The organism is Pelomonas sp. Root1444 (assembly GCF_001426885.1).
Lineage (GTDB): Bacteria > Pseudomonadota > Gammaproteobacteria > Burkholderiales > Burkholderiaceae_C > Pelomonas.
On record NZ_LMFP01000028.1, the window covers coordinates 932,112 to 949,333 of the forward strand.

General features: G+C 69.0%; 19 protein-coding genes. 9 read left to right on the top strand and 10 right to left on the bottom strand.

Annotation, left to right across the window (positions count from 1 at the left end; translation table 11 throughout):
- Positions 1-53 precede the first annotated feature (53 nt).
- Positions 54-230 (bottom strand): hypothetical protein, encoded by a 177-nt coding sequence (locus tag ASD35_RS27430; RefSeq protein ID WP_157275706.1) that lies wholly within the window; start codon positions 228-230, stop codon positions 54-56.
- 100 nt (positions 231-330) lie between these two features.
- Positions 331-1,254 (bottom strand): VTT domain-containing protein, encoded by a 924-nt coding sequence (locus ASD35_RS21945; protein ID WP_162254505.1) that lies wholly within the window; start codon positions 1,252-1,254, stop codon positions 331-333.
- An 83-nt stretch (positions 1,255-1,337) separates the two neighbouring features.
- Between ASD35_RS21945 and modB the strand changes: the two genes are divergently transcribed.
- Genes modB through ASD35_RS21965 form a run of 4 tightly spaced genes read left to right on the top strand, consistent with a single transcriptional unit; the run spans position 1,338 to position 4,250 of the window.
- Positions 1,338-2,021, top strand: a complete 684-nt coding sequence (modB, locus tag ASD35_RS21950) for a molybdate ABC transporter permease subunit (protein ID WP_056877044.1) — start codon at positions 1,338-1,340, stop codon at positions 2,019-2,021.
- Positions 2,018-2,749 (top strand): molybdate ABC transporter substrate-binding protein, encoded by a 732-nt coding sequence (modA, locus tag ASD35_RS21955; protein WP_056877045.1) that lies wholly within the window; start codon positions 2,018-2,020, stop codon positions 2,747-2,749. The genes modB and modA overlap by 4 nt, the downstream gene beginning before the upstream one ends.
- A complete protein-coding gene (locus ASD35_RS21960; RefSeq protein ID WP_056877046.1) occupies positions 2,746-3,456 on the top strand; it encodes an ATP-binding cassette domain-containing protein in 711 nt (236 codons plus the stop codon). Before modA ends, ASD35_RS21960 begins: the two co-directional genes overlap by 4 nt.
- Positions 3,453-4,250, top strand: coding sequence for a TOBE domain-containing protein (locus ASD35_RS21965; RefSeq protein ID WP_056877047.1), 798 nt, complete (start codon positions 3,453-3,455; stop codon positions 4,248-4,250). The genes ASD35_RS21960 and ASD35_RS21965 overlap by 4 nt, the downstream gene beginning before the upstream one ends.
- Here ASD35_RS21965 and ASD35_RS21970 read toward each other — a convergent pair.
- From ASD35_RS21970 to ASD35_RS21990, 5 genes are all read right to left on the bottom strand, one after another.
- Positions 4,247-4,720 (bottom strand): nuclear transport factor 2 family protein, encoded by a 474-nt coding sequence (locus ASD35_RS21970; RefSeq protein ID WP_056877048.1) that lies wholly within the window; start codon positions 4,718-4,720, stop codon positions 4,247-4,249. The genes ASD35_RS21965 and ASD35_RS21970 overlap by 4 nt on opposite strands.
- A gap of 114 nt (positions 4,721-4,834) precedes the next feature.
- Entirely contained in the window at positions 4,835-5,278 is a 444-nt protein-coding gene (gene cynS, locus ASD35_RS21975; protein ID WP_056877049.1) for a cyanase, read from the bottom strand.
- A complete protein-coding gene (locus ASD35_RS21980; RefSeq protein ID WP_056877050.1) occupies positions 5,275-6,156 on the bottom strand; it encodes an ABC transporter ATP-binding protein in 882 nt (293 codons plus the stop codon). The genes cynS and ASD35_RS21980 overlap by 4 nt, the downstream gene beginning before the upstream one ends.
- Positions 6,146-7,015, bottom strand: coding sequence for a nitrate ABC transporter permease (gene ntrB / locus ASD35_RS21985; protein WP_056877051.1), 870 nt, complete (start codon positions 7,013-7,015; stop codon positions 6,146-6,148). Before ntrB ends, ASD35_RS21980 begins: the two co-directional genes overlap by 11 nt.
- A 1-nt stretch (position 7,016) precedes the next feature.
- The gene (locus ASD35_RS21990) at positions 7,017-8,399 is read right to left on the bottom strand and encodes a CmpA/NrtA family ABC transporter substrate-binding protein (RefSeq protein ID WP_056877052.1); all 1,383 of its coding nucleotides are present in this window, start codon (positions 8,397-8,399) and stop codon (positions 7,017-7,019) included.
- Positions 8,400-8,705: 306 nt separating this feature from the next.
- On the opposite strand from ASD35_RS21990, the gene ASD35_RS21995 reads away from it, so the two are divergent.
- The 3 genes from ASD35_RS21995 to ASD35_RS22005 all read left to right on the top strand — a co-directional run bounded on the left by ASD35_RS21995 (position 8,706) and on the right by ASD35_RS22005 (position 12,333).
- A complete protein-coding gene (locus ASD35_RS21995) occupies positions 8,706-9,464 on the top strand; it encodes a hypothetical protein (protein WP_157275707.1) in 759 nt (252 codons plus the stop codon).
- Positions 9,465-9,744: 280 nt separating this feature from the next.
- Positions 9,745-10,974, top strand: coding sequence for an MFS transporter (locus ASD35_RS22000; RefSeq protein WP_056877054.1), 1,230 nt, complete (start codon positions 9,745-9,747; stop codon positions 10,972-10,974).
- Positions 10,975-11,127: 153 nt separating this feature from the next.
- Complete coding sequence (locus ASD35_RS22005) at positions 11,128-12,333, top strand: vanadium-dependent haloperoxidase (protein WP_056877055.1); 1,206 nt, start codon at positions 11,128-11,130, stop codon at positions 12,331-12,333.
- Between the two features lie 18 nt (positions 12,334-12,351).
- Here ASD35_RS22005 and ASD35_RS22010 read toward each other — a convergent pair whose 3' ends face one another.
- The 3 genes from ASD35_RS22010 to ASD35_RS22020 form a co-directional block, all read right to left on the bottom strand.
- Positions 12,352-13,146, bottom strand: a complete 795-nt coding sequence (locus tag ASD35_RS22010) for a 2-keto-4-pentenoate hydratase (protein WP_056877056.1) — start codon at positions 13,144-13,146, stop codon at positions 12,352-12,354.
- 89 nt (positions 13,147-13,235) lie between these two features.
- The gene (locus tag ASD35_RS22015) at positions 13,236-13,883 is read right to left on the bottom strand and encodes a response regulator transcription factor (RefSeq protein WP_056877057.1); all 648 of its coding nucleotides are present in this window, start codon (positions 13,881-13,883) and stop codon (positions 13,236-13,238) included.
- A complete protein-coding gene (locus ASD35_RS22020; protein WP_056877485.1) occupies positions 13,880-15,037 on the bottom strand; it encodes a PAS domain-containing sensor histidine kinase in 1,158 nt (385 codons plus the stop codon). The genes ASD35_RS22015 and ASD35_RS22020 overlap by 4 nt, the downstream gene beginning before the upstream one ends.
- 129 nt (positions 15,038-15,166) lie before the next feature.
- Between ASD35_RS22020 and ASD35_RS22025 the strand changes: the two genes are divergently transcribed.
- Together ASD35_RS22025 and cysT are read left to right on the top strand one after the other, a co-directional pair.
- A complete protein-coding gene (locus ASD35_RS22025) occupies positions 15,167-16,177 on the top strand; it encodes a sulfate ABC transporter substrate-binding protein (protein WP_056877058.1) in 1,011 nt (336 codons plus the stop codon).
- A 126-nt stretch (positions 16,178-16,303) separates the two neighbouring features.
- Entirely contained in the window at positions 16,304-17,167 is an 864-nt protein-coding gene (gene cysT / locus ASD35_RS22030) for a sulfate ABC transporter permease subunit CysT (RefSeq protein WP_056877059.1), read from the top strand.
- Positions 17,168-17,222 lie beyond the last annotated feature (55 nt).

Genomic DNA, 17,222 nt, shown 5'->3' on the forward strand with positions numbered 1-17,222 from the left:
CAAAAGCAAACGGCCCCTCGCGGGGCCGTCGGTGGCGCTTGGCGTCGCAGGGTTCAGCGGCCGATGTTCATGGCCGCAGCCGACAGGTGGTCGTGCGACTGGGCGGCGATGCGGCGCTCCAGGTCGGCGTGGTCCGCTGCGGCGGCGAGGTAACGCTCCTCGACGTCGATTTGCGTGTCGACGCTCAGCGCATGGCGCAGGGACAGGAAGAAGTTGTGGATCAGGGTCATGGTCTTGGGTTCGGGCTCGTGGCCCTCCGTCTCACTAGGGTAAACCCGATTATAGGGTTAACACTTATTCGACGCAACCAGCCGATCACAGCGGCGCCAGCTACACGGCTTCCAGCGACAACCCCGCCTGCTGCCAGGCGTCGATGCCACCGCGCAGCACGCGCGCCTGGTAGCCCTGCGCCTTCAGCCACTGCGCGGCGCGGGCGGCAGACACGTCGTTGGGGCAGGCGCAGTAGGTGACGAACTCGGCCTCGGGCGGCCAGCCGGCCACCGCCGGCCCACCCAGGGCGCCAAGGTCCAGATGGCGCGCACCGGGGAGGCGGCTGTCGCGCGGGCCGCCGCGCACGTCGACGAAGATGACCTGGCACCCCTGCTGGCGCAGCGCGGCCACTTCGGCCGGGTCCAGGCGCTCCAGACGGTTCAGTTCGCGCCGCACGGCCGAGCGGCGCCACAGCCGCCAGCCAAGATAAGCCGCCACCACCGCCACACCAAGGGCGATGGCGGCGCTGCCCAGCTGGCTCAGCTCGCGCAGCAACGCGTCGATCTGCGCATGGAAGGCCCAGCCGGCCGCCAACCCCGCGCCGGTCCAGAGGGCGGAGCCAAGCAGGTTCCACGCGAGAAAGCGGCCCGTCGACATGCCCAGGGCTCCGGCCAGCGGCGGCGCCAGCATGGACAGGCCCGGCACGAACTTGGCGATGAGCAAGGTCAAGACGCCCCTACGGGCAAAGCTGACCTCGTTCTGGCGCACGCAGCTGTCCGGCGAGATGGAGATGCGGCACAGCGCCGCCAGCACGCGCCGCCCGAGGCGCCGGCCGGCCCAGAACCACAGCGCGTTGGCCACCATTGCCGCACCGGTGACCGTGCCGAAGGCGCGCAGCGCGAAGCCGTCGCGCGAGGCCGACTCCGCGCCCAGCAGCAACAGCAGCGGCGTGGACGGCAGCGGCGCGCCGAGCTGGTGCAGCAGCACGGCCACGGCCACGGCAAGCAGGCCGTGGCGGGAGAAGAGTTCGGTGATCAGGTCCATAGGCGGGACCGCCAGCATAGAGCCGCCCGCTTCTCCGCGCCGGCCGCCGCCCATCGCGATGTAGTTGGATACATTACGCATCCATGCCTACCGACCTCTGGCGCCAGTTCGACGCCGCGCCGCTGCTGCTGACGCTGCGCGTCGCCGGCGTGGCGACGCTGCTGGCCCTCGCGCTGGGCGTGGCGCTGGGCTGGGTGTTCGCGCGCACGAAGCTGCCGGGGCGCGGCCTGCTGGAGGCCGTCTGCATGCTGCCGCTGGTGCTGCCGCCCACCGTGCTGGGCTACGGCCTGCTGGTGCTGGCAGGCCGGCGCAGCGCTTTGGGCGGCTGGCTGCGCGAGCATTTCGACTACACGCTGATCTTCAACTGGCATGGCGCCGTCGTCGCGTCCACGCTGGTGGCCCTGCCGCTGGTGCTCAAGGGCGCCAGCAGCGCCTTCGCCCAGGTGGACCGCAGCCTGGAGGCCGCCGCGCGCACGCTGCGCCAGTCGGGCTGGAGCACCTTCCTGCGCGTGACGCTGCCACTGGCCTGGCCGGGCATCCTGGCCGGCACGCTGCTGGCCTTCGCCCGCGCGATGGGCGAGTTCGGCGCGTCGCTGATGGTGGCGGGCTCCATCCCCGGCCAGACGCAGACGGCCTCCATGGCCATCTACGACGCGGTGCAGGCCGGCCGCGACGACCTGGCGCTGATGCTCGCCCTCATCGTGTCGGCCGTCTCGGTCGCCATCCTGCTGCTGTCCAACCGCTACCTGCAACGCGCGCCGTCATGAAACGCCTGCTGCTGCTCCTCACCGCCCTGCCCTGGCTGGCGTCTGCCCAGCAGCTGACCGTTTCGGCCGCCGCCAGCCTGACGGACGCCTTCAAGGCCATCGCCCCGCGCTTCGAAGCCGCGAGGCCCGGTGCGACCGTGCGCTTCAACTTCGCCGCCTCCGGCGTGCTGCTGCAGCAGATCGCCCAAGGCGCGCCGGTGGACGTGTTCGCCAGCGCCGACCAGGAGACCATGGACCGTGCCGCCGCGCAGAAGCTCGTCGCGGCCGGCACGCGGCGCGATTTCGCGGCGAACTCGCTGGTGCTGGTCACGCCGCCCGGCGGCGCCGTCGCAAGCATGCGCGACCTGGCCGGTGCCGGCGTGAAGCGCATCGCCATCGGCAAACCGGCGTCCGTGCCGGTGGGGCGCTACACGCAGCAGGCGCTGGAGAACGCGCGGCTCTGGGCCGGCCTGCAACCCAAGCTGGTGTTCGCCGACAACGTGCGCCAGGTGCTGGACTATGTGTCGCGCGGCGAGGTCGAAGCCGGCTTCGTCTACCGCACCGACGCCGAGCTGGCCAGGGGCAAGGTCGGCATCGCGATGACGGTGGCCGGGCATGCGCCGGTCAGCTACCCGGCGGCCGTGGTGGCCGACAGCAGGCAGGCGGCGCTGGCGCGCGACTTCGTCGCCTTCCTCGGCGCTGCCGAGGCGCAGGGCATCCTCGCCAAGCACGGCTTCGACAGACCTTGATCGACATTGCGCTCAAGCTCTCGGTCAGCGACGCCCGCCGCCGCTTCGACCTCGACATCGCCTTCGAGTCCGACGCGCCCTTCGTCGCGCTGTACGGCCCGTCGGGCGCCGGCAAGTCGCTGACGCTGCAGGCCATGGCCGGGCTGCTGCCGGTGCGGGCCGGCCATGTGATGCTGGGCGGCCGCGTGCTGCTGGACACGGCCGCCGGCATCGACCTGCCGCCCCAGGCCCGCGGCATCGGCTACCTGTTCCAGCATTACGCCCTCTTCCCGCACCTCAGCGTGCGCGACAACATCGCCTTCGGCTTGACGGACTGGTGGCGCCGCCTCACGCCCGCGGACGCAGCGCGGGTGGACGAACTGATCGAGTCCTTCGGCCTGGCCGGCCTGGCGCGCAGCAAGCCGGCCACGCTGTCCGGCGGCCAGCAGCAGCGCGTGGCGCTGGCGCGGGCGCTGGCCTGCAAGCCGCAGGTGCTGTTGCTGGACGAGCCCTTCGCCGCACTGCACACGACGCTGCGCCGCCAGCTGCGCGAGGAGTTGCGCGAACTGCGGCGACGGCTGGGCATCCCGGCCCTCATCGTGAGCCACGACGCCGAGGACGTGAAGGCGCTTGCCGAAGAGGTCTTCATACTCGACGGCGGCGGCCTGCAGCGCCGGCTGCGTGTCGATGACCCGGATCTCGCCGCGGCGCTGGAGCAGGTCGGGTGAGCACGCAGGACCACCCGCTGCTGCAGGGCGAGCTGCGCCTGGGCGGCCGGCTGGACGGGCGCTTCTTTGACCTGCTGGCCGCGCTGGCGCTGACCGGCTCGCTGCAGAAGGCCGCGCGCACCGCTGGCTACAGCTACAAGGGCGCCTGGCTGGTGCTGGACGCGGCGGCCGCGCTGACGCATGCGCCGCTGGTCGACAAGGCCACCGGCGGCGCCGGCGGTGGCGGCACGCGGCTGACGGCCGAGGGCGACGCGCTGCTGGCCGCCTGGCGAGAACTTCAAGCCCGGCACGCCGCCTTCCTGCACGAACAGGCCGCCTGGCTGGCCACGCAACCGGCGCTCGATGCGCTGCTGAAAAGGATGAGCATGAAGACCACCGCCCGCAACCAGTTCCTGGGCCGCATCTCGGCCGTACACGCCGGCCCGTCGACGACGACGGTGCGTGTCGCGCTGGACGGCGGCCAGCAGGTCACGGCCTCGCTGACGACCGAGGCTGCGCACGAACTCGAAGTCAGCACCGGCCAGCAGGCGCTGGCGCTCGTCAAGTCCAGCGAGGTCGTGCTGGTGACGGACTTTGGTGGCTATCGCCTGTCGGCGCGCAACCAGCTGGCCGGCACCGTGTCGCGCGTGGAGCGCGGCGCGGTGTCGTCGCTGGTGGGCCTGACCTTGCCGGGCGGCACGGTCGTGACCGCGAGCGTGACCAGCGACGCGGTAGATGGACTGGGCCTGACCGTCGGCCAGCAGGCGACGGCCGTGTTCAAGGCGTATGCAGTGATGCTGGCGGTGCGCGCCTAGAGCCCCAGGTCACTCAGGCTCGGATGCTCGTCCGGCCTCCGGCCCAGCGGCCAGAAGAACAGCCGCGCCGACTCGGCGATGGGCAGGTCGTTGATGCTGGCAAAGCGCCGCCGCATCAGGCCCTCGTCGGTGAACTCCCAGTTCTCGTTGCCATAGCTGCGGAACCAGTGGCCCGAGTCGTCGTGCCACTCGTAGGCGAAGCGCACGGCGATGCGGTTGCCGGTGAAGGCCCACAGCTCCTTGATGAGCCGGTAGTCCAGCTCGCGCGCCCACTTGCGCGTCAGCAGCGCATGTACCTGCTCGCGGCCGACCGGGAATTCGGCGCGGTTGCGCCAAACCGTGTCGTCCGTGTAGACGCCGACGACGCGGTCGGGGTCGCGGCTGTTCCAAGCGTCCTCGGCGAGGCGCACTTTCTGCGTCGCGGACTCAAGGGAAAACGGTGGCAAGGGTGGGCGCATGGCCTGCTCCATTGAGCTTCACGGAGTGAAGCGACTCATCCAGCGGCCGCCGTGGATCTGGCTCTGCCAGGCCACCAGCGGCGCCCCCTCGAAGGGGGCCGGCGAAGCCGGTAGGGGGTGGGCCAATCAGTACGTCTTGTAGGGCAGGAACTTGCCGCTCATGACGATGCTGACGCGGTCGCCGGCTGCGTTGGGCTCGCGCTGCAGGTCCATCTTGAAGTCGATGGCGCTCATGATGCCGTCGCCGAACTCTTCATGGATCAGCTCCTTGAAGGTCGTGCCGTAGACGCTGATCAGCTCGTAGAAGCGGTAGATCAGCGGGTCGGTCGGCACGCTGGTCGGCAGGCTGCCCTTGTAGGGCACGACCTTGAGCCACTGCGCCTCGGCTTCGGTCAGGTCGAAGGTCTTGGCCAGCTTGGCGGCCTGCTCGTCGTTGAAGGTCATCTGGCCCAGGCAGCCGGCCGTGACCCATTCCTTGCTGAGGCCGATGTCGGCGGCGACGTCGGCCCACTTGATGCCCTTGGCAACCTTGGTGGCGATGATTTTTTCGGTGACTTCGAGGCGGCTCATGCGGTGCTCCTGTGGATGGCGGGGTGGGTGTCGAGGGGAATGACTTCGGCGGGCTCCGGCAAGCCGGGGCGCACTTCGGGTGGATGCTCCGGGGCGCGGCCGTGGGACAAGGTCGCGCTGCGCTCGACGAGGAAGTCGACGAGGTGGTTGCGGATGCGGTAGTACTGCGGGTCGTGGTGCAGCGTGGCGCGCTGGCGGTCACGGCTCATCGTGTTGACGACGATCTCCGCCACGCGCGCCTGCGGGCCGTTGGCCATCAGCAGGATGCGGTCGGCGAGAAGAATCGCTTCGTCCACGTCGTGCGTGATCATGAAGACGGTCTGGCGCGTGGCGGCGCAGATCTTCAGCAGCTCGTCCTGGATGGTGCCGCGCGTCAGCGCGTCCAGCGCGCCGAAAGGCTCGTCCAGCAGCAACATGCGCGGCTCGATGGCGAAGGCGCGCGCGATGCCCACGCGCTGCTTCATGCCGCCGGAGAGCTGGCTGGGCTTCTTGTCCAGCGCGGGTGTCAGGCCCACGAGGGCGACGTACTTCTCCACCTGCGCGTCGACCTCGGCACGCTTCCAGTCCGGCCACTTGCTGCGCACCGCGAACGCGATGTTCTGGCGCACCGTGAGCCAGGGCATCAACGCGTGGCCCTGGAAGACGACGCCGCGCTCCAGCCCTGGCGCATTCACCTCGCGCTGGGCCATGAAGACATGGCCGTCGCTCGCCTGCTCCAGGCCGGCCAGCACGTTGAGGATGGTCGTCTTGCCGCAGCCGCTGTGGCCGATGATGCAGACGAACTCGCCCTCGGTCAGCGTGAAGTTGACGTTGTCGAAGACGGTCGCGTCGCCATAGCGCTTGGCCAGGCCTTGCACTTGCACGAGTTCAGTCGACATAGGTGACGGCCTTCTGCGCGCGGGCGAAGAGCAGGTCCAGCGCCATGCCCACGAGGCCGATGACGAGGATGGCGAAGATGACGTTGGGCAGGCTGAGGTTGTTCCACTCGTTCCAGACGAAATAGCCGATGCCCGTGCCGCCCACCAGCATCTCGGCGGCGACGATGACCAGCCAGGCGATGCCCATGCTGATGCGCATGCCCGTCAGGATGGTGGGCGCCGCGGCCGGCAGGATGACCTCGAAGGCGCGGCGGATGGGGCTCACCTCCAGCGTGCGCGCCACGTTCAGCCACTCGCGCCGCACGCCGGCCACGCCGAAGGCCGTGTTGATCAGCATGGGCCACAGGCTGCAGATGAAGATGACGAAGATGCCGCTCGCCGCCGAGTCCTTGATCGTGTAGAGCGCCAGCGGCATCCAGGCCAGCGGCGAGATGGGCTTGAGCACCTGGATGAACGGGTCCAGCGCCTTGTAGACCAGCGGGCTCATGCCGATGACAAAGCCCAGCGGGATGGCCACCAGCGCCGCCAGCAGATAGCCCAGCCCCACGCGGCCCAGCGAGTAGGCCAGCTGCAGGCCGATGCCCTTGTCGTTGGGACCGCGGTCGTAGAAGGGCTCGGACAGGTGGTGCACCACCGTGCGGCCCATCACTGCCAGCGTCGGGAAGCCGCTCTTCGCGGCCACCGGCGTCGCGTCGAAGGGCTTGCCCATCAGCTTGGCGTACTCGATCTGCTCGGGCGTCATGGCCGCTGACGCCGCAGCCTGCATGCCGCCCAGCGTGGCGAGATGCCACAGGCCGAGCAGGCAGCCGAGCAGCAGCAGCGACAGCAGGCCGGCGCGGAAGTTCAACGAGCGTTGCATGTCAGGCCCGCTTGATCGCAAAGCTGTTGACATAGGCATCGGCCTTGGCCGGATCGAACTCCTTGCCCATGACCTTGAACTTCGGATAGCCGCCGGCCTTGTCGTCCGGCACGGCCAGGTCCAGCGCCTTCATCTGCTTCTTCGCGTCCGTCAGCAGGAAGACTTTCTCGGCGATCTGCTTGTAGTTCACGTCGCCCTTCACATAGCCCCAGCGCTTCATCTGGCTCAGGATCCACACGGCCATGCTCTGCCAGGGCATGGGGTCGAAGTCGGCGCGGTCGGGCACGACCTTCACATTGCCCAGGCCGTCGGCGAACTTGCCGGTCAGCACCTGGGCGATGACGGTCTCCGGCTGGTTCAGGTAGGCCTGCGGCGCGATGACCTTGGCGATCAGCTCACGGTTCTTGGCCTGGCGCGCCATCGCGGCGGCCGTCAGCACGGCGCGGTACAGCGCGATGAAGGTGTTGGGGTTCTGCTGGGTGAAGGCCGTGCTGGTGCCGAAAGCGCAGCAGGGGTGGTCGTCCCACAGCTCCTTGGTGAGCAGGTGGATGAAGCCCACCTCCTCGAACACCGCGCGCTGGTTGAACGGGTCCGGGCCGAGGAAGCCGTCGATGTTGCCGGCGCGCAGGTTGGCCACCATCTCGGGCGGCGGCACCACGCGGATCTGGATGTCGCGGTCCGGGTCCAGCCCCGCTTCCGCCACGTAGTAGCGCAGCAGGAAGTTGTGCATCGAATACTCGAAGGGCACGGCGAACTTGAAGCCCTTCCACGTCGCCGGGTCGCGCTTGTCTTTGTGCTTGACGCTGAGCGTGATGGCCTGGCCGTTGGTGTTCTGGATGGTGGCCACGTTCATCGCCGTGGCCGGTGCGCCCAGACCCAGGCTGATGGCCAGCGGCATCGGCGACAGGAAGTGCGTGGCGTCGTACTCCTTGTTGATCATCTTGTCGCGGATGAGCGCCCAGCCCGCCGTCTTCACGACCTCCACGTTCAGCCCCTGCTTGGCATAGAAGCCCAACGGGTGGGCCATGATCAGCGGCGTGGCGCAGGTGATGGGGATGAAGCCGATCTTCAGGTCCTTCTTCTCCAGCGCGCCTTTGGTGTCCTGCGCCATCGCCTGCAGACTGGCCAGCGGCAACATGCTGCCGATGGCCGCCATCGCGGTGTTGCGGCCGACAGCCCTCAGGAAGCGGCGGCGCAGCGCGTCCTGCGGGAACAGCGCCTTCACCAGCGTGGCTTCGACAAAGCTGGCCGACTCGGCTTCGAAGTCGGCGGACTCGCTGCGGGCGCGTAGTTCGGCGGCGACGTGGTCGGCCGCGCTGGCGTGCTGGCCGCAGGCGCAACGCATCAGCAGGGGTCGGTCGGCGTCGTAGGGATCGTGGGTCATCGAGTGCTCCTCAGGATGGGAGCGACTCTAGGAACGGGCGGGCCGTCGCGGAATCGTGGTGGGCGGCGAGTTTCTGTAGGGGTGGAACTACGAGGGAAAACCTGAACATTCGTTGCTCGGCGGCGACTCCGCACCGGACGCTACATGTGTGCATGTCGGCCACTTGCAGCAGAAGCGGTCGTCTACTGGTATGCGACGGCATGGCCGGTACTCACAGCAATAGTCCGACGGTCGTTGTCGACCGCATGCTGGCAGGCTTGTCGGCTAGAGTGCCCGACAGAGGAAGCCGCCCAGCGGCCTACGAGCATGCCTACAAGCGAAGAACACGAAGCGACGCTGGCGCAGATTGAAGCCAACTCGGTGCTGCAGCTGACTCGCATCGAGCGCAAGTTGGGTCTGCCTCAGGGCTACTACACGAGCCTTCGTGACGGCGGGACCGACTGGGAATTCGCGATCAAGCTTGTTGTTGTATTGGAGGCCGCTCTAGGCGCAGTTATCGCCGCGCACGCTCACAACCCGATCCTGGCTGAGCACTGCGCCCGGTTGGGCCTTGAGGGGCGGGCAGGCAAGCTGAATCTAGCGGTGGACCTGGGCATCCTTGCGAAGACGGAGCGCACCGCATTTCAAGCGCTCGCTAACGTCCGCAACACGTTTGCCCACCACGTCCAGAACATCGAGCGCACCCTCGAGAAGTTCGCACTTTCGTTGGAGGAAGCGCAGCGCACCAAGCTGGTCAAAGAGGCCCTGCAGGTGCCGAAGGAAATCGAGGAGAAGGTGCAGTTCCTTTGGAGCGACCCGGGGTCAGTCTCTCTCACCTTCAGGAAGCTGCTTTGGACCGCAGGCTCAATGCTTCTCGAGGGCTTGGCTGCTCAGGACTTCAAGGCGGAAGTGGAGGCCGAGCGCCGCAAACGCCTTGAAAGCGGGGCCATATGGACGCTAGGTGACATGTTCCGAACAGGCGGCTTTGGCATGCCCTCGCTGACTACGTCCGAGCTAGGTGAAGCCAACAACCTCGGCATCGGGGGCGCTGGCACACACGTACGCGGCGGGCTGCTGGGCGATTAGGCGCCTCCAAAGCCCGAGTAGTTGGCCGCCTCCAAAGCCCGTAGGTTGGGGTGAGCAAGGCGAACCCCAACACGTTCATACCTACCGCATCAGTTGGGGTTCAGTTCCTCCACCCCAACCTACCCACTGAACCGCAGCCAGGGCGGGCGATCTCCAGAACTTCGGCAAAACCCGAACAAGCAGCAGAGCAACGCTGCCGCTGTCGATCCGGCACGCCGTCGTTCGTCTTCATCGTGAAGCGGCGGAACCGTCTCGCCGCGCCACGACATGAGGATCCGTCATGCCTTCCTGGACAAACACCCTGCGCGCCCACTACCGCTGGGTCATCGTCGCCGTCGGCGGCCTGCTCGGCTGCGTGGTCATCGGCGCGCTGTTCTCGCTGCCCGTGCTGCTGCGGCCCATTGCGCTGGACACGGGCTGGTCCACCACCGGCATCTCCGCCGCGATGACCATCGCCTTCGCGGCGATGGCGGTCGGCAGCATGGCCTGGGGCGCGCTGTCGGACCGCGTCGGGCCGCGCGCCGTGCTCATCGCGGGCTCGCTGCTGCTCACCGCGGGCCTGGCACTGGCGAGCGTTGCGACGTCGCTGCTGGCCTTCCAGCTGCTGTTCGGCGCGGTCGTCGGTCTGGCTGCGGCGGCGATCTTTGCGCCGTTGATGGCTTGCGTGACAGGCTGGTTCGACACGCGGCGCAGCCTGGCCGTGTCGCTGGTGTCGGCGGGCATGGGCATGGCGCCGCTGACCATGTCGCCGCTGGCCGCCTGGCTGGTGCAGACGCACGACTGGCGCACGGTGCTGCAGATCATCGCGGCGGTGGTGGCCGGCATCATGTTGCCCGCAGCGCTGCTGGTGCGCCGCCCGCCCGCGTTGGCCCAGGCCGCCACCGCAGACGATGCCGGCGCGTCGCACCAACCGGGCATGACCGTCGGCCAGGCCCTGCGCTCGGCGCCCTTCCTGATCCTGGTGCTGACGAGTTTTCTGACCTGCGCCACCCACTCGGGGCCCATCTTCCACACGGTGAGCTATGCCGTCACCTGCGGCATCCCGCTGATGGCGGCCGTGTCCATCTACAGCCTGGAGGGGCTGGCCGGCATGGGCGGGCGCCTCGTGTTCGGGCTGCTGGGCGACCGCTTCGGCGCGGCGCGCACGCTGGTGCTGGCGCTGCTGGCCCAGGCCATCGTCGTGCTGGGCTATGTGCAGGCGCGCGAGCTGGGCAGCTTCTACGCCGTGGCCGCGCTGTTCGGCTTCACCTACGCGGGCGTGATGCCGCTGTTCGCGGTGATCGCGCGCGAGAACTTCCCGCTGCGCATGATGGGCACCGTGATCGGCGGCACCACCATGGCCAGCAGCATCGGCATGGCGCTGGGGCCCGTGCTGGGCGGCTTGATCTACGACTCGACGTCCAGCTACACGTGGCTGTTCGTCGGCGCCTTCGCGATGGGCATCGGCTCTTTCCTCTGCGCCCTGACGTTCATGAGGCTGCCGCAGCGGCTGGCGACGGCGGCGGTCTGAGCCGCAGCGGGACTGTCGCGCTCCGTCTCCGCAGCGTCTCTCGTCCTCGCGATTGATGACGGCGCCCCCTCGCCATGGGGCTTTGAATCGACGCTCGCGACCGCGAGAGTGACGGGCGCAGTCTTGCGGTCGAACGGCCGCGAAGGAGCCGCCATGAAGCTTTCCCTCCCAGTATGGGCCCTGGCCGCAGCGCTGCTTCCTGCTCTGCACAGCGCCCGCGCCGACGTCGTGACGGACTGGAACGTCACCGCCCTGAGCCTGACGCAGTCCAGCCCGCCGCCGATCGAGATACGCGCGCTGGCGCTGACGCATGTCGCGATGTTCGACGCCGTCAACGCGGTCACGCGCACGCACGAGGCCTACATGAAGCCCGCACCCACCGCGCCGGCCGGGGCGTCGGCTGAGGCCGCCGCGGCCGCTGCGGCGCATGCGGTGCTGCTGTCGATCTACCCGCAGCAGAAGCCGGCGCTCGACACAGCGCTGCAGGCCTCGCTGGCCAAGCTGTCCGACGAAGGTGCCAAGAGCGCCGGCAGCGCGCTGGGCCGCCGGGTGGCCGAGCAGTGCATCGCCATGCGCAGCGGCGATGGCTGGAATGCGCGCGTCGCCTACACCCCGCCGGGAACGCCCGGCAGCTGGCAGCCCGCGCCGCCATCGATGGGCACGTTCGCGTCGGTCGCATGGGCCGAGGTCAAGCCGTTCTTCGTGAAGTCGTCGACCGAGGTGACCGTGCCCGGCCCGTTGGCCGTGGACAGCCCGCAGTACCTCAAGGAGCTGGACGAAGTGCGCCGGCTGGGCGGACGCTACTCCACCGAGCGGACGGCCGACCAGACCGCCGCGGCGATCTTCACGCTGCTGAACGGCGGCCAGATGTGGAACGCCGCCGCGCGCGCCGGCGCGGCCGCCAAAGCCACCACGATGCCGGAGAACGCACGCATCTTCGCCGTCATCAACATGGCCGCGATGGACGCGCTGATCACCGGCTGGGAGGTCAAGCGCAAGCTCGGCACCTGGCGTCCGCTGACGGCGATCCGGGCCGCGTCCCGCAACCCCGACCCGTCGTGGGAGCCGCTGATCAACACGCCGCCGCATCCGGACTACGTCTCCGGGCATTCGGTGACGTCGGGCGCCTGGTCGCGCTCGCTGCAACTGCTGTTCGGCACCGATGCCGTGCCCTTCACCGCCACCTTCGCAGGCGCACTGACGCGCCACTTCACCAGCTTCTCGCAGGCCGCGATCGAGATCGAGAACGCCCGCATCTGGGCCGGCATCCACACCCGCACGGCCGACGAGCACGGCTTGGCGCTGGGCCGCCAGGTGGCGGAGCTGGCCGTGCAGCGGGCGATGAAGAAGATCGAGTGACGGCGCCGCCGTCGAGCGTCAGGCGCCGGTGGCCGTCGCCTTGGTGATCTGCACCTGCACCTCGCCGACGCCGCCGAACACGTGCCGCGACTGCTGGCCGATGCGGATGTCGTGCACGCCGGTGATCATGCCGGTGGAAATGACGTCGCCGGCCTTCAGCGTCTGTCCCTGCTGCGCACGCTTGTTCAGCGTGAACGCCAGTGCGCCCAGCGGGCCGGGTTGGATGGCGACCTTGCCGGTGCCGACCGACCGGCCGTCGATGAAGGTCTCGACGGCGATCGTCTCCAGCTCGCGCCAGTTGGCGATCTCAGGGCCTACGACGACGCCCCAGTTGTTGCCGAAGTCGGAGATGACCGCCCCCGGGCCGATGTCGTTCAGCGTGGCGAGCGGGCTGCTGGCGACTTCGACGCCGATGTGCATGGACTTCACGAGCGGGATGACGGACTCCGCCGTCCAGTCGCTCTTGCCCGCTGGCGAATCGGCCGCGACGACGATGACGACCTCCGCCTCGACGGCCGCGAGGCCGCCTTCGAACACGGGGCATTGCGCCGTACCGCCCTGCGCGACGCGATGGACGTTGCGAGCGAACGCGGGGCCGATCAGCCGCTCTTCGGGAAACTGCGCGGCGAAGGCCGGGTTGACGCGGGCGACCTTCCAGCCGGCCACGGCTTCGGACCAGCGCGCGATGGCCGCAGCCTGGATGGCATAGGCCTCGGCCAGTGTGGCGGGCGGCGTGCCGGGATAGGCGTCGATGGCGCGGCCAGCGGCGCGGGCGGTGGTGAAGGCTTCGGCGATCTGCTGGGTGGCACTCATGGCGTTCTTTCTGTGCGCCGGCTGGCGCGGTGATGCATGCGGCCGGCAATGTAGCGCCAAAATGAAACAAGGTTTTGATTTTGGGTGGCCTATCCCAACTGCGCCATGCGCACGGCGAACAGCGCCAGCTCCACGTCGTTGCGCACGCCGATCTTCTCCAGCACCCGGGCCCGGTAGGTCGAAACGGTGTTGGGCGACAGCACCAGCTGCTCGGCGATCTCGCCGACGCTGCGGCCGGCAGCGAGCAGCTGGAAGACCTGGTGTTCGCGGTGCGACAACCGCTCGTGCAGCGGCTTGTCGTCGTCCAGCGGCCGCCCGCCCGCGCCCACGGCGCCCGCGAGCAGCTCGGCCACGCTGGGCGTGATGAAGAGCCGGCCGCGGGCCACGCTGCGCACCGCGTCGATCATCTGCTCGCTGTCCGCGCTCTTGTTCAGGTAGCCGGCCGCGCCGAGCTTGAGGCTGCGCACGGCGTACTGCCGGTCGGGGTAGGTGGACAGCATCAGCACCGGCAGCTTGGGGAACTCCGACTTCAGCGCCTTGAGGATGTCCAGCCCGTCACGCTGCGGCATGGCGATGTCGAGCAGCACGACGTCCACGCCGCCCGCCCGTGCCTGTTGGATGGCGTCCGGCCCGTTGGCCGCCTCGCCGACGACGCTCACGTCCTCGGCCTCGGCCAGCACCTGCTTGATGCCCTGGCGGACGATGAGGTGGTCGTCGCAGATCAACACGCGGATCACGGCGAGGCCTCCAGCGGCATGACGATCCGCACCGTCGTCCCGCGGCCCGGGAAGCTCTCGATGCCCACCCGCCCGCCGAAATGCGCCGCGCGCTCGCGCATCCCCAGCACGCCGTAGCTGCGGGCATCGTTGAGCGCTTCGGGCGCCGCGCCGATGCCGTCGTCGCGCACCTGCAGGTAGAGCACCGGTGCGGGCGGCGCATCCACGTCGATGCGGATGTCGACGTGGCGGGCGTGAGCATGCCGCGCCACGTTGGACAGCACCTCCTGGAAGATGCGGAACACCGCGATGGCCAGGCCCCCTTCCGGCGGCACCACGTCCGCCGCGACGTGCATCCTGAAGACCACCTCGCGCTCGTCGCTGCCGGCGAGCTGGAACTCCTGCGCCTGCCACTCCAGCGCGGCCCACAGGCCCTGGTGGTCGAGGATGCTGGGGCGCAGGTCCGTGATGATGCGGCCGACGGCGTCCACGGCCGTGTCCACGAGGCCGCCCATGCGCTGGCATTTGTCCACCATGGGCTCGCGCTGCGCGGGGTCGCCCACGCGGCGGGCCAGCCAGTCGATGTCCATCTTCAGCGCGACGAGCAGCGAGCCGAGTTCGTCGTGGATCTCACGGGCGATGCGCTTGCGCTCGGTCTCGCGCATGGCCTCCAGGTGGTGGGCCAGCTCGCGCAGCTCGGCCGTGCGCTCGGCCACGCGCTGCTCCAGTTCGTCGTGGCTGGCGCGCAGCAGCGCCTCGGCCTGGCGGCGGGCGGAGATGTCGACGAAGGTGACGACGGCCCCCTGCACCTCGCCGCCCTCGATGACCGGATAGCTCGAATACTCGGCCGGGAAGAGGCTGCCATCGGCCCGCCACAGCACCTCGTCGTCGATGCGGCAGGGCTCGCCGCGGCGGAAGGCGTTGAAGATCGGGCAGTCGCACTCGGGGTAGTGGGCACCGTCCTGCCGCGAGTGGTGGATGAGTTCGTGCATGTTGCGGCCCAGCACCTCGTCGACGCGCCAACCCAGCGCTTCGCAGGCGGCGCGGTTGACGAAGGTGCAGCAGCCGGCCATGTCGATGCCGAAAATGCCCTCGCCGGTGCTCTCCAGCAGCAGCGCCAGCCGGCGCGTGGCCTCGGCGGGCGCGGCGGGGGCATCGGTCAGGGCAAACGGCATGCTCATGAGGTTACCAAGCCCGCCGCAGGGCAATGCCCCGGACCGAATAAGGAAATAAGAAAACTGTCCTTCCGCGAATAAGCGACTTTGGGCACCCTCACGCCTTTCGTTCATTCGACTGGCCCTGCCATGCCCTTCCTTCTGCCCACCCGCCGTGCGGTCCTTGCACTGGTCGCCGCCACCGCCGCCCTGCCCGCGTTTGCCGCCGACCCGACGCTGCTGAACGTCTCCTACGACGTTGCCCGCGAGCTCTACAAGCAGATCAATCCGGCCTTCGTCGCCGCGCAGAAGGCCAAGGGGCAGGCCGTCAGCGTCAACCAGAGCCATGGCGGCTCCAGCAAGCAGATCGGCGCCGTCATCGGCGGGCTGGAGGCCGACGTCGTGACGATGAACCAGGCCACCGACGTGGACCAGCTCGCCGCGAGCGGCCTGACGCCGGCCGACTGGCGCAGCCGCTTCCCGAACGGCGCGGCCCCGTACTCGTCCACGATGACCTTCCTCGTCCGCAAGGGCAACCCCAAGGGCATCAAGGACTGGGCGGACCTCGCCCGCCCCGGCGTGCAGGTCATCCTGCCCAACCCCAAGGTCACGGGCAACGGCCGCTACAGCTACCTCGCCATCTGGGGCAGCGTGCTGGCCACCGGCGGCACCGACGCGCAAGCCAGGGAACTGGTCGGCAAGGTGCTCGCCAACGTGCCGGTGCTGGACGGTGGCGGCCGCGGCGCGACGACCACGTTCACGCAGCGCGGCATCGGGGACGTGCTCGTGACCTTCGAAGCAGAGGTCGAGCTGATCGAGAACGAGTTCGGCAAGGGCAACTTCGAGCAGGTCAACCCCAGCATCTCCATCGAGACCGATGCACCCGTGGCCATCGTCGACAAGGTCGCAGCCAAGAAGGGCACGGCCGCGCTGGCCAAGGCCTACCTCGACTTCCACTGGAGCCCGGAAGCCCAGGAGATCATCGCGAAGAACAACTTCCGCCCGCGCGACCCGGCCGTCTTCAAGAAGCATCAGCAGCGCTTCGCCAACATCAAGCTGTTCACCGTCGACCAGACGCTGGGCGGCTGGGCCAAGGTCAGCAAGACGCACTTTGCCGACGGCGGCACGTTCGATCAGGTGATGGCTTCGATCAAGCGCTGATGTGAGAACCCCTCGCCCAGTCGCGCCGCGCTGAACGCGGGCGCGCCTGCCGGTCGCACATCGCCAGACGGGCCGGCTTGGGAGCGGCCCGGCGCTCGGCCCGAGAAACAAAACCAACATCACCCCATGGCTCTGTCCTTACGACGACGCGTCCTGCCCGGTTTCGCACCGACGCTGGGCTTCACGCTGTTCTACCTGTCGCTGATCGTGCTGATCCCGCTGGCTGCCGTGTTCCTGAAGTCCTCGGGCCACGGCCTCGAAGCCTTCTGGGCGGCCGCCACGTCGCCGCGCGTGATGGCTTCGTACAAGCTCAGCTTCGGCGCCTCGCTGATCGCCGCCTTCATCAACCTCTTCTTCGGCCTCATCCTGGCCTGGTGCATCGTGCGCTACGAGTTCCCGGGCAAGAAGCTGGTCGACGCGCTCATCGACCTGCCCTTCGCGCTGCCCACCGCCGTGGCCGGCATCGCGCTGACCGCCCTGTATGCGCCCAACGGCTGGGTCGGCTCGCTGTTCGCACCGGGCGGGCTGCTGGCGCCGCTGTTCGGCCCCGAGGGCGTGAAGATCGCCTTCACGCCGCTGGGCGTGCTGCTGGCACTGATCTTCATCGGCCTGCCCTTCATCGTGCGTACCGTGCAGCCAGTGCTGGAGGACATGGAGACCGAGCTGGAGGAGGCCGCCGCGTCGCTCGGCGCGCAACGCTGGACGACCTTCCGCTACGTGGTGCTGCCGACGCTGCTGCCGGCGCTGCTGACCGGCTTCGCGCTGGCCTTCGCGCGCGCCGTGGGCGAGTACGGCTCAGTCATCTTCATCGCCGGCAACATCCCCATGGTCAGTGAGATCACGCCGCTGATGATCATCGCCAAGCTGGAGCAGTACGACTACGTCGGCGCCACGGCCATCGCGGCCGTCATGCTCATCGCCAGCTTCGTGCTGCTGCTCGTCATCAACGGCCTGCAGGCCTGGAGTTCGCAGCGGGGAGGCCGGAAATGATGAGCCCCCACGTTCGCTTCGCTCTCCGTCCTCCGAGGGGGCGTGCAGCCCGCCT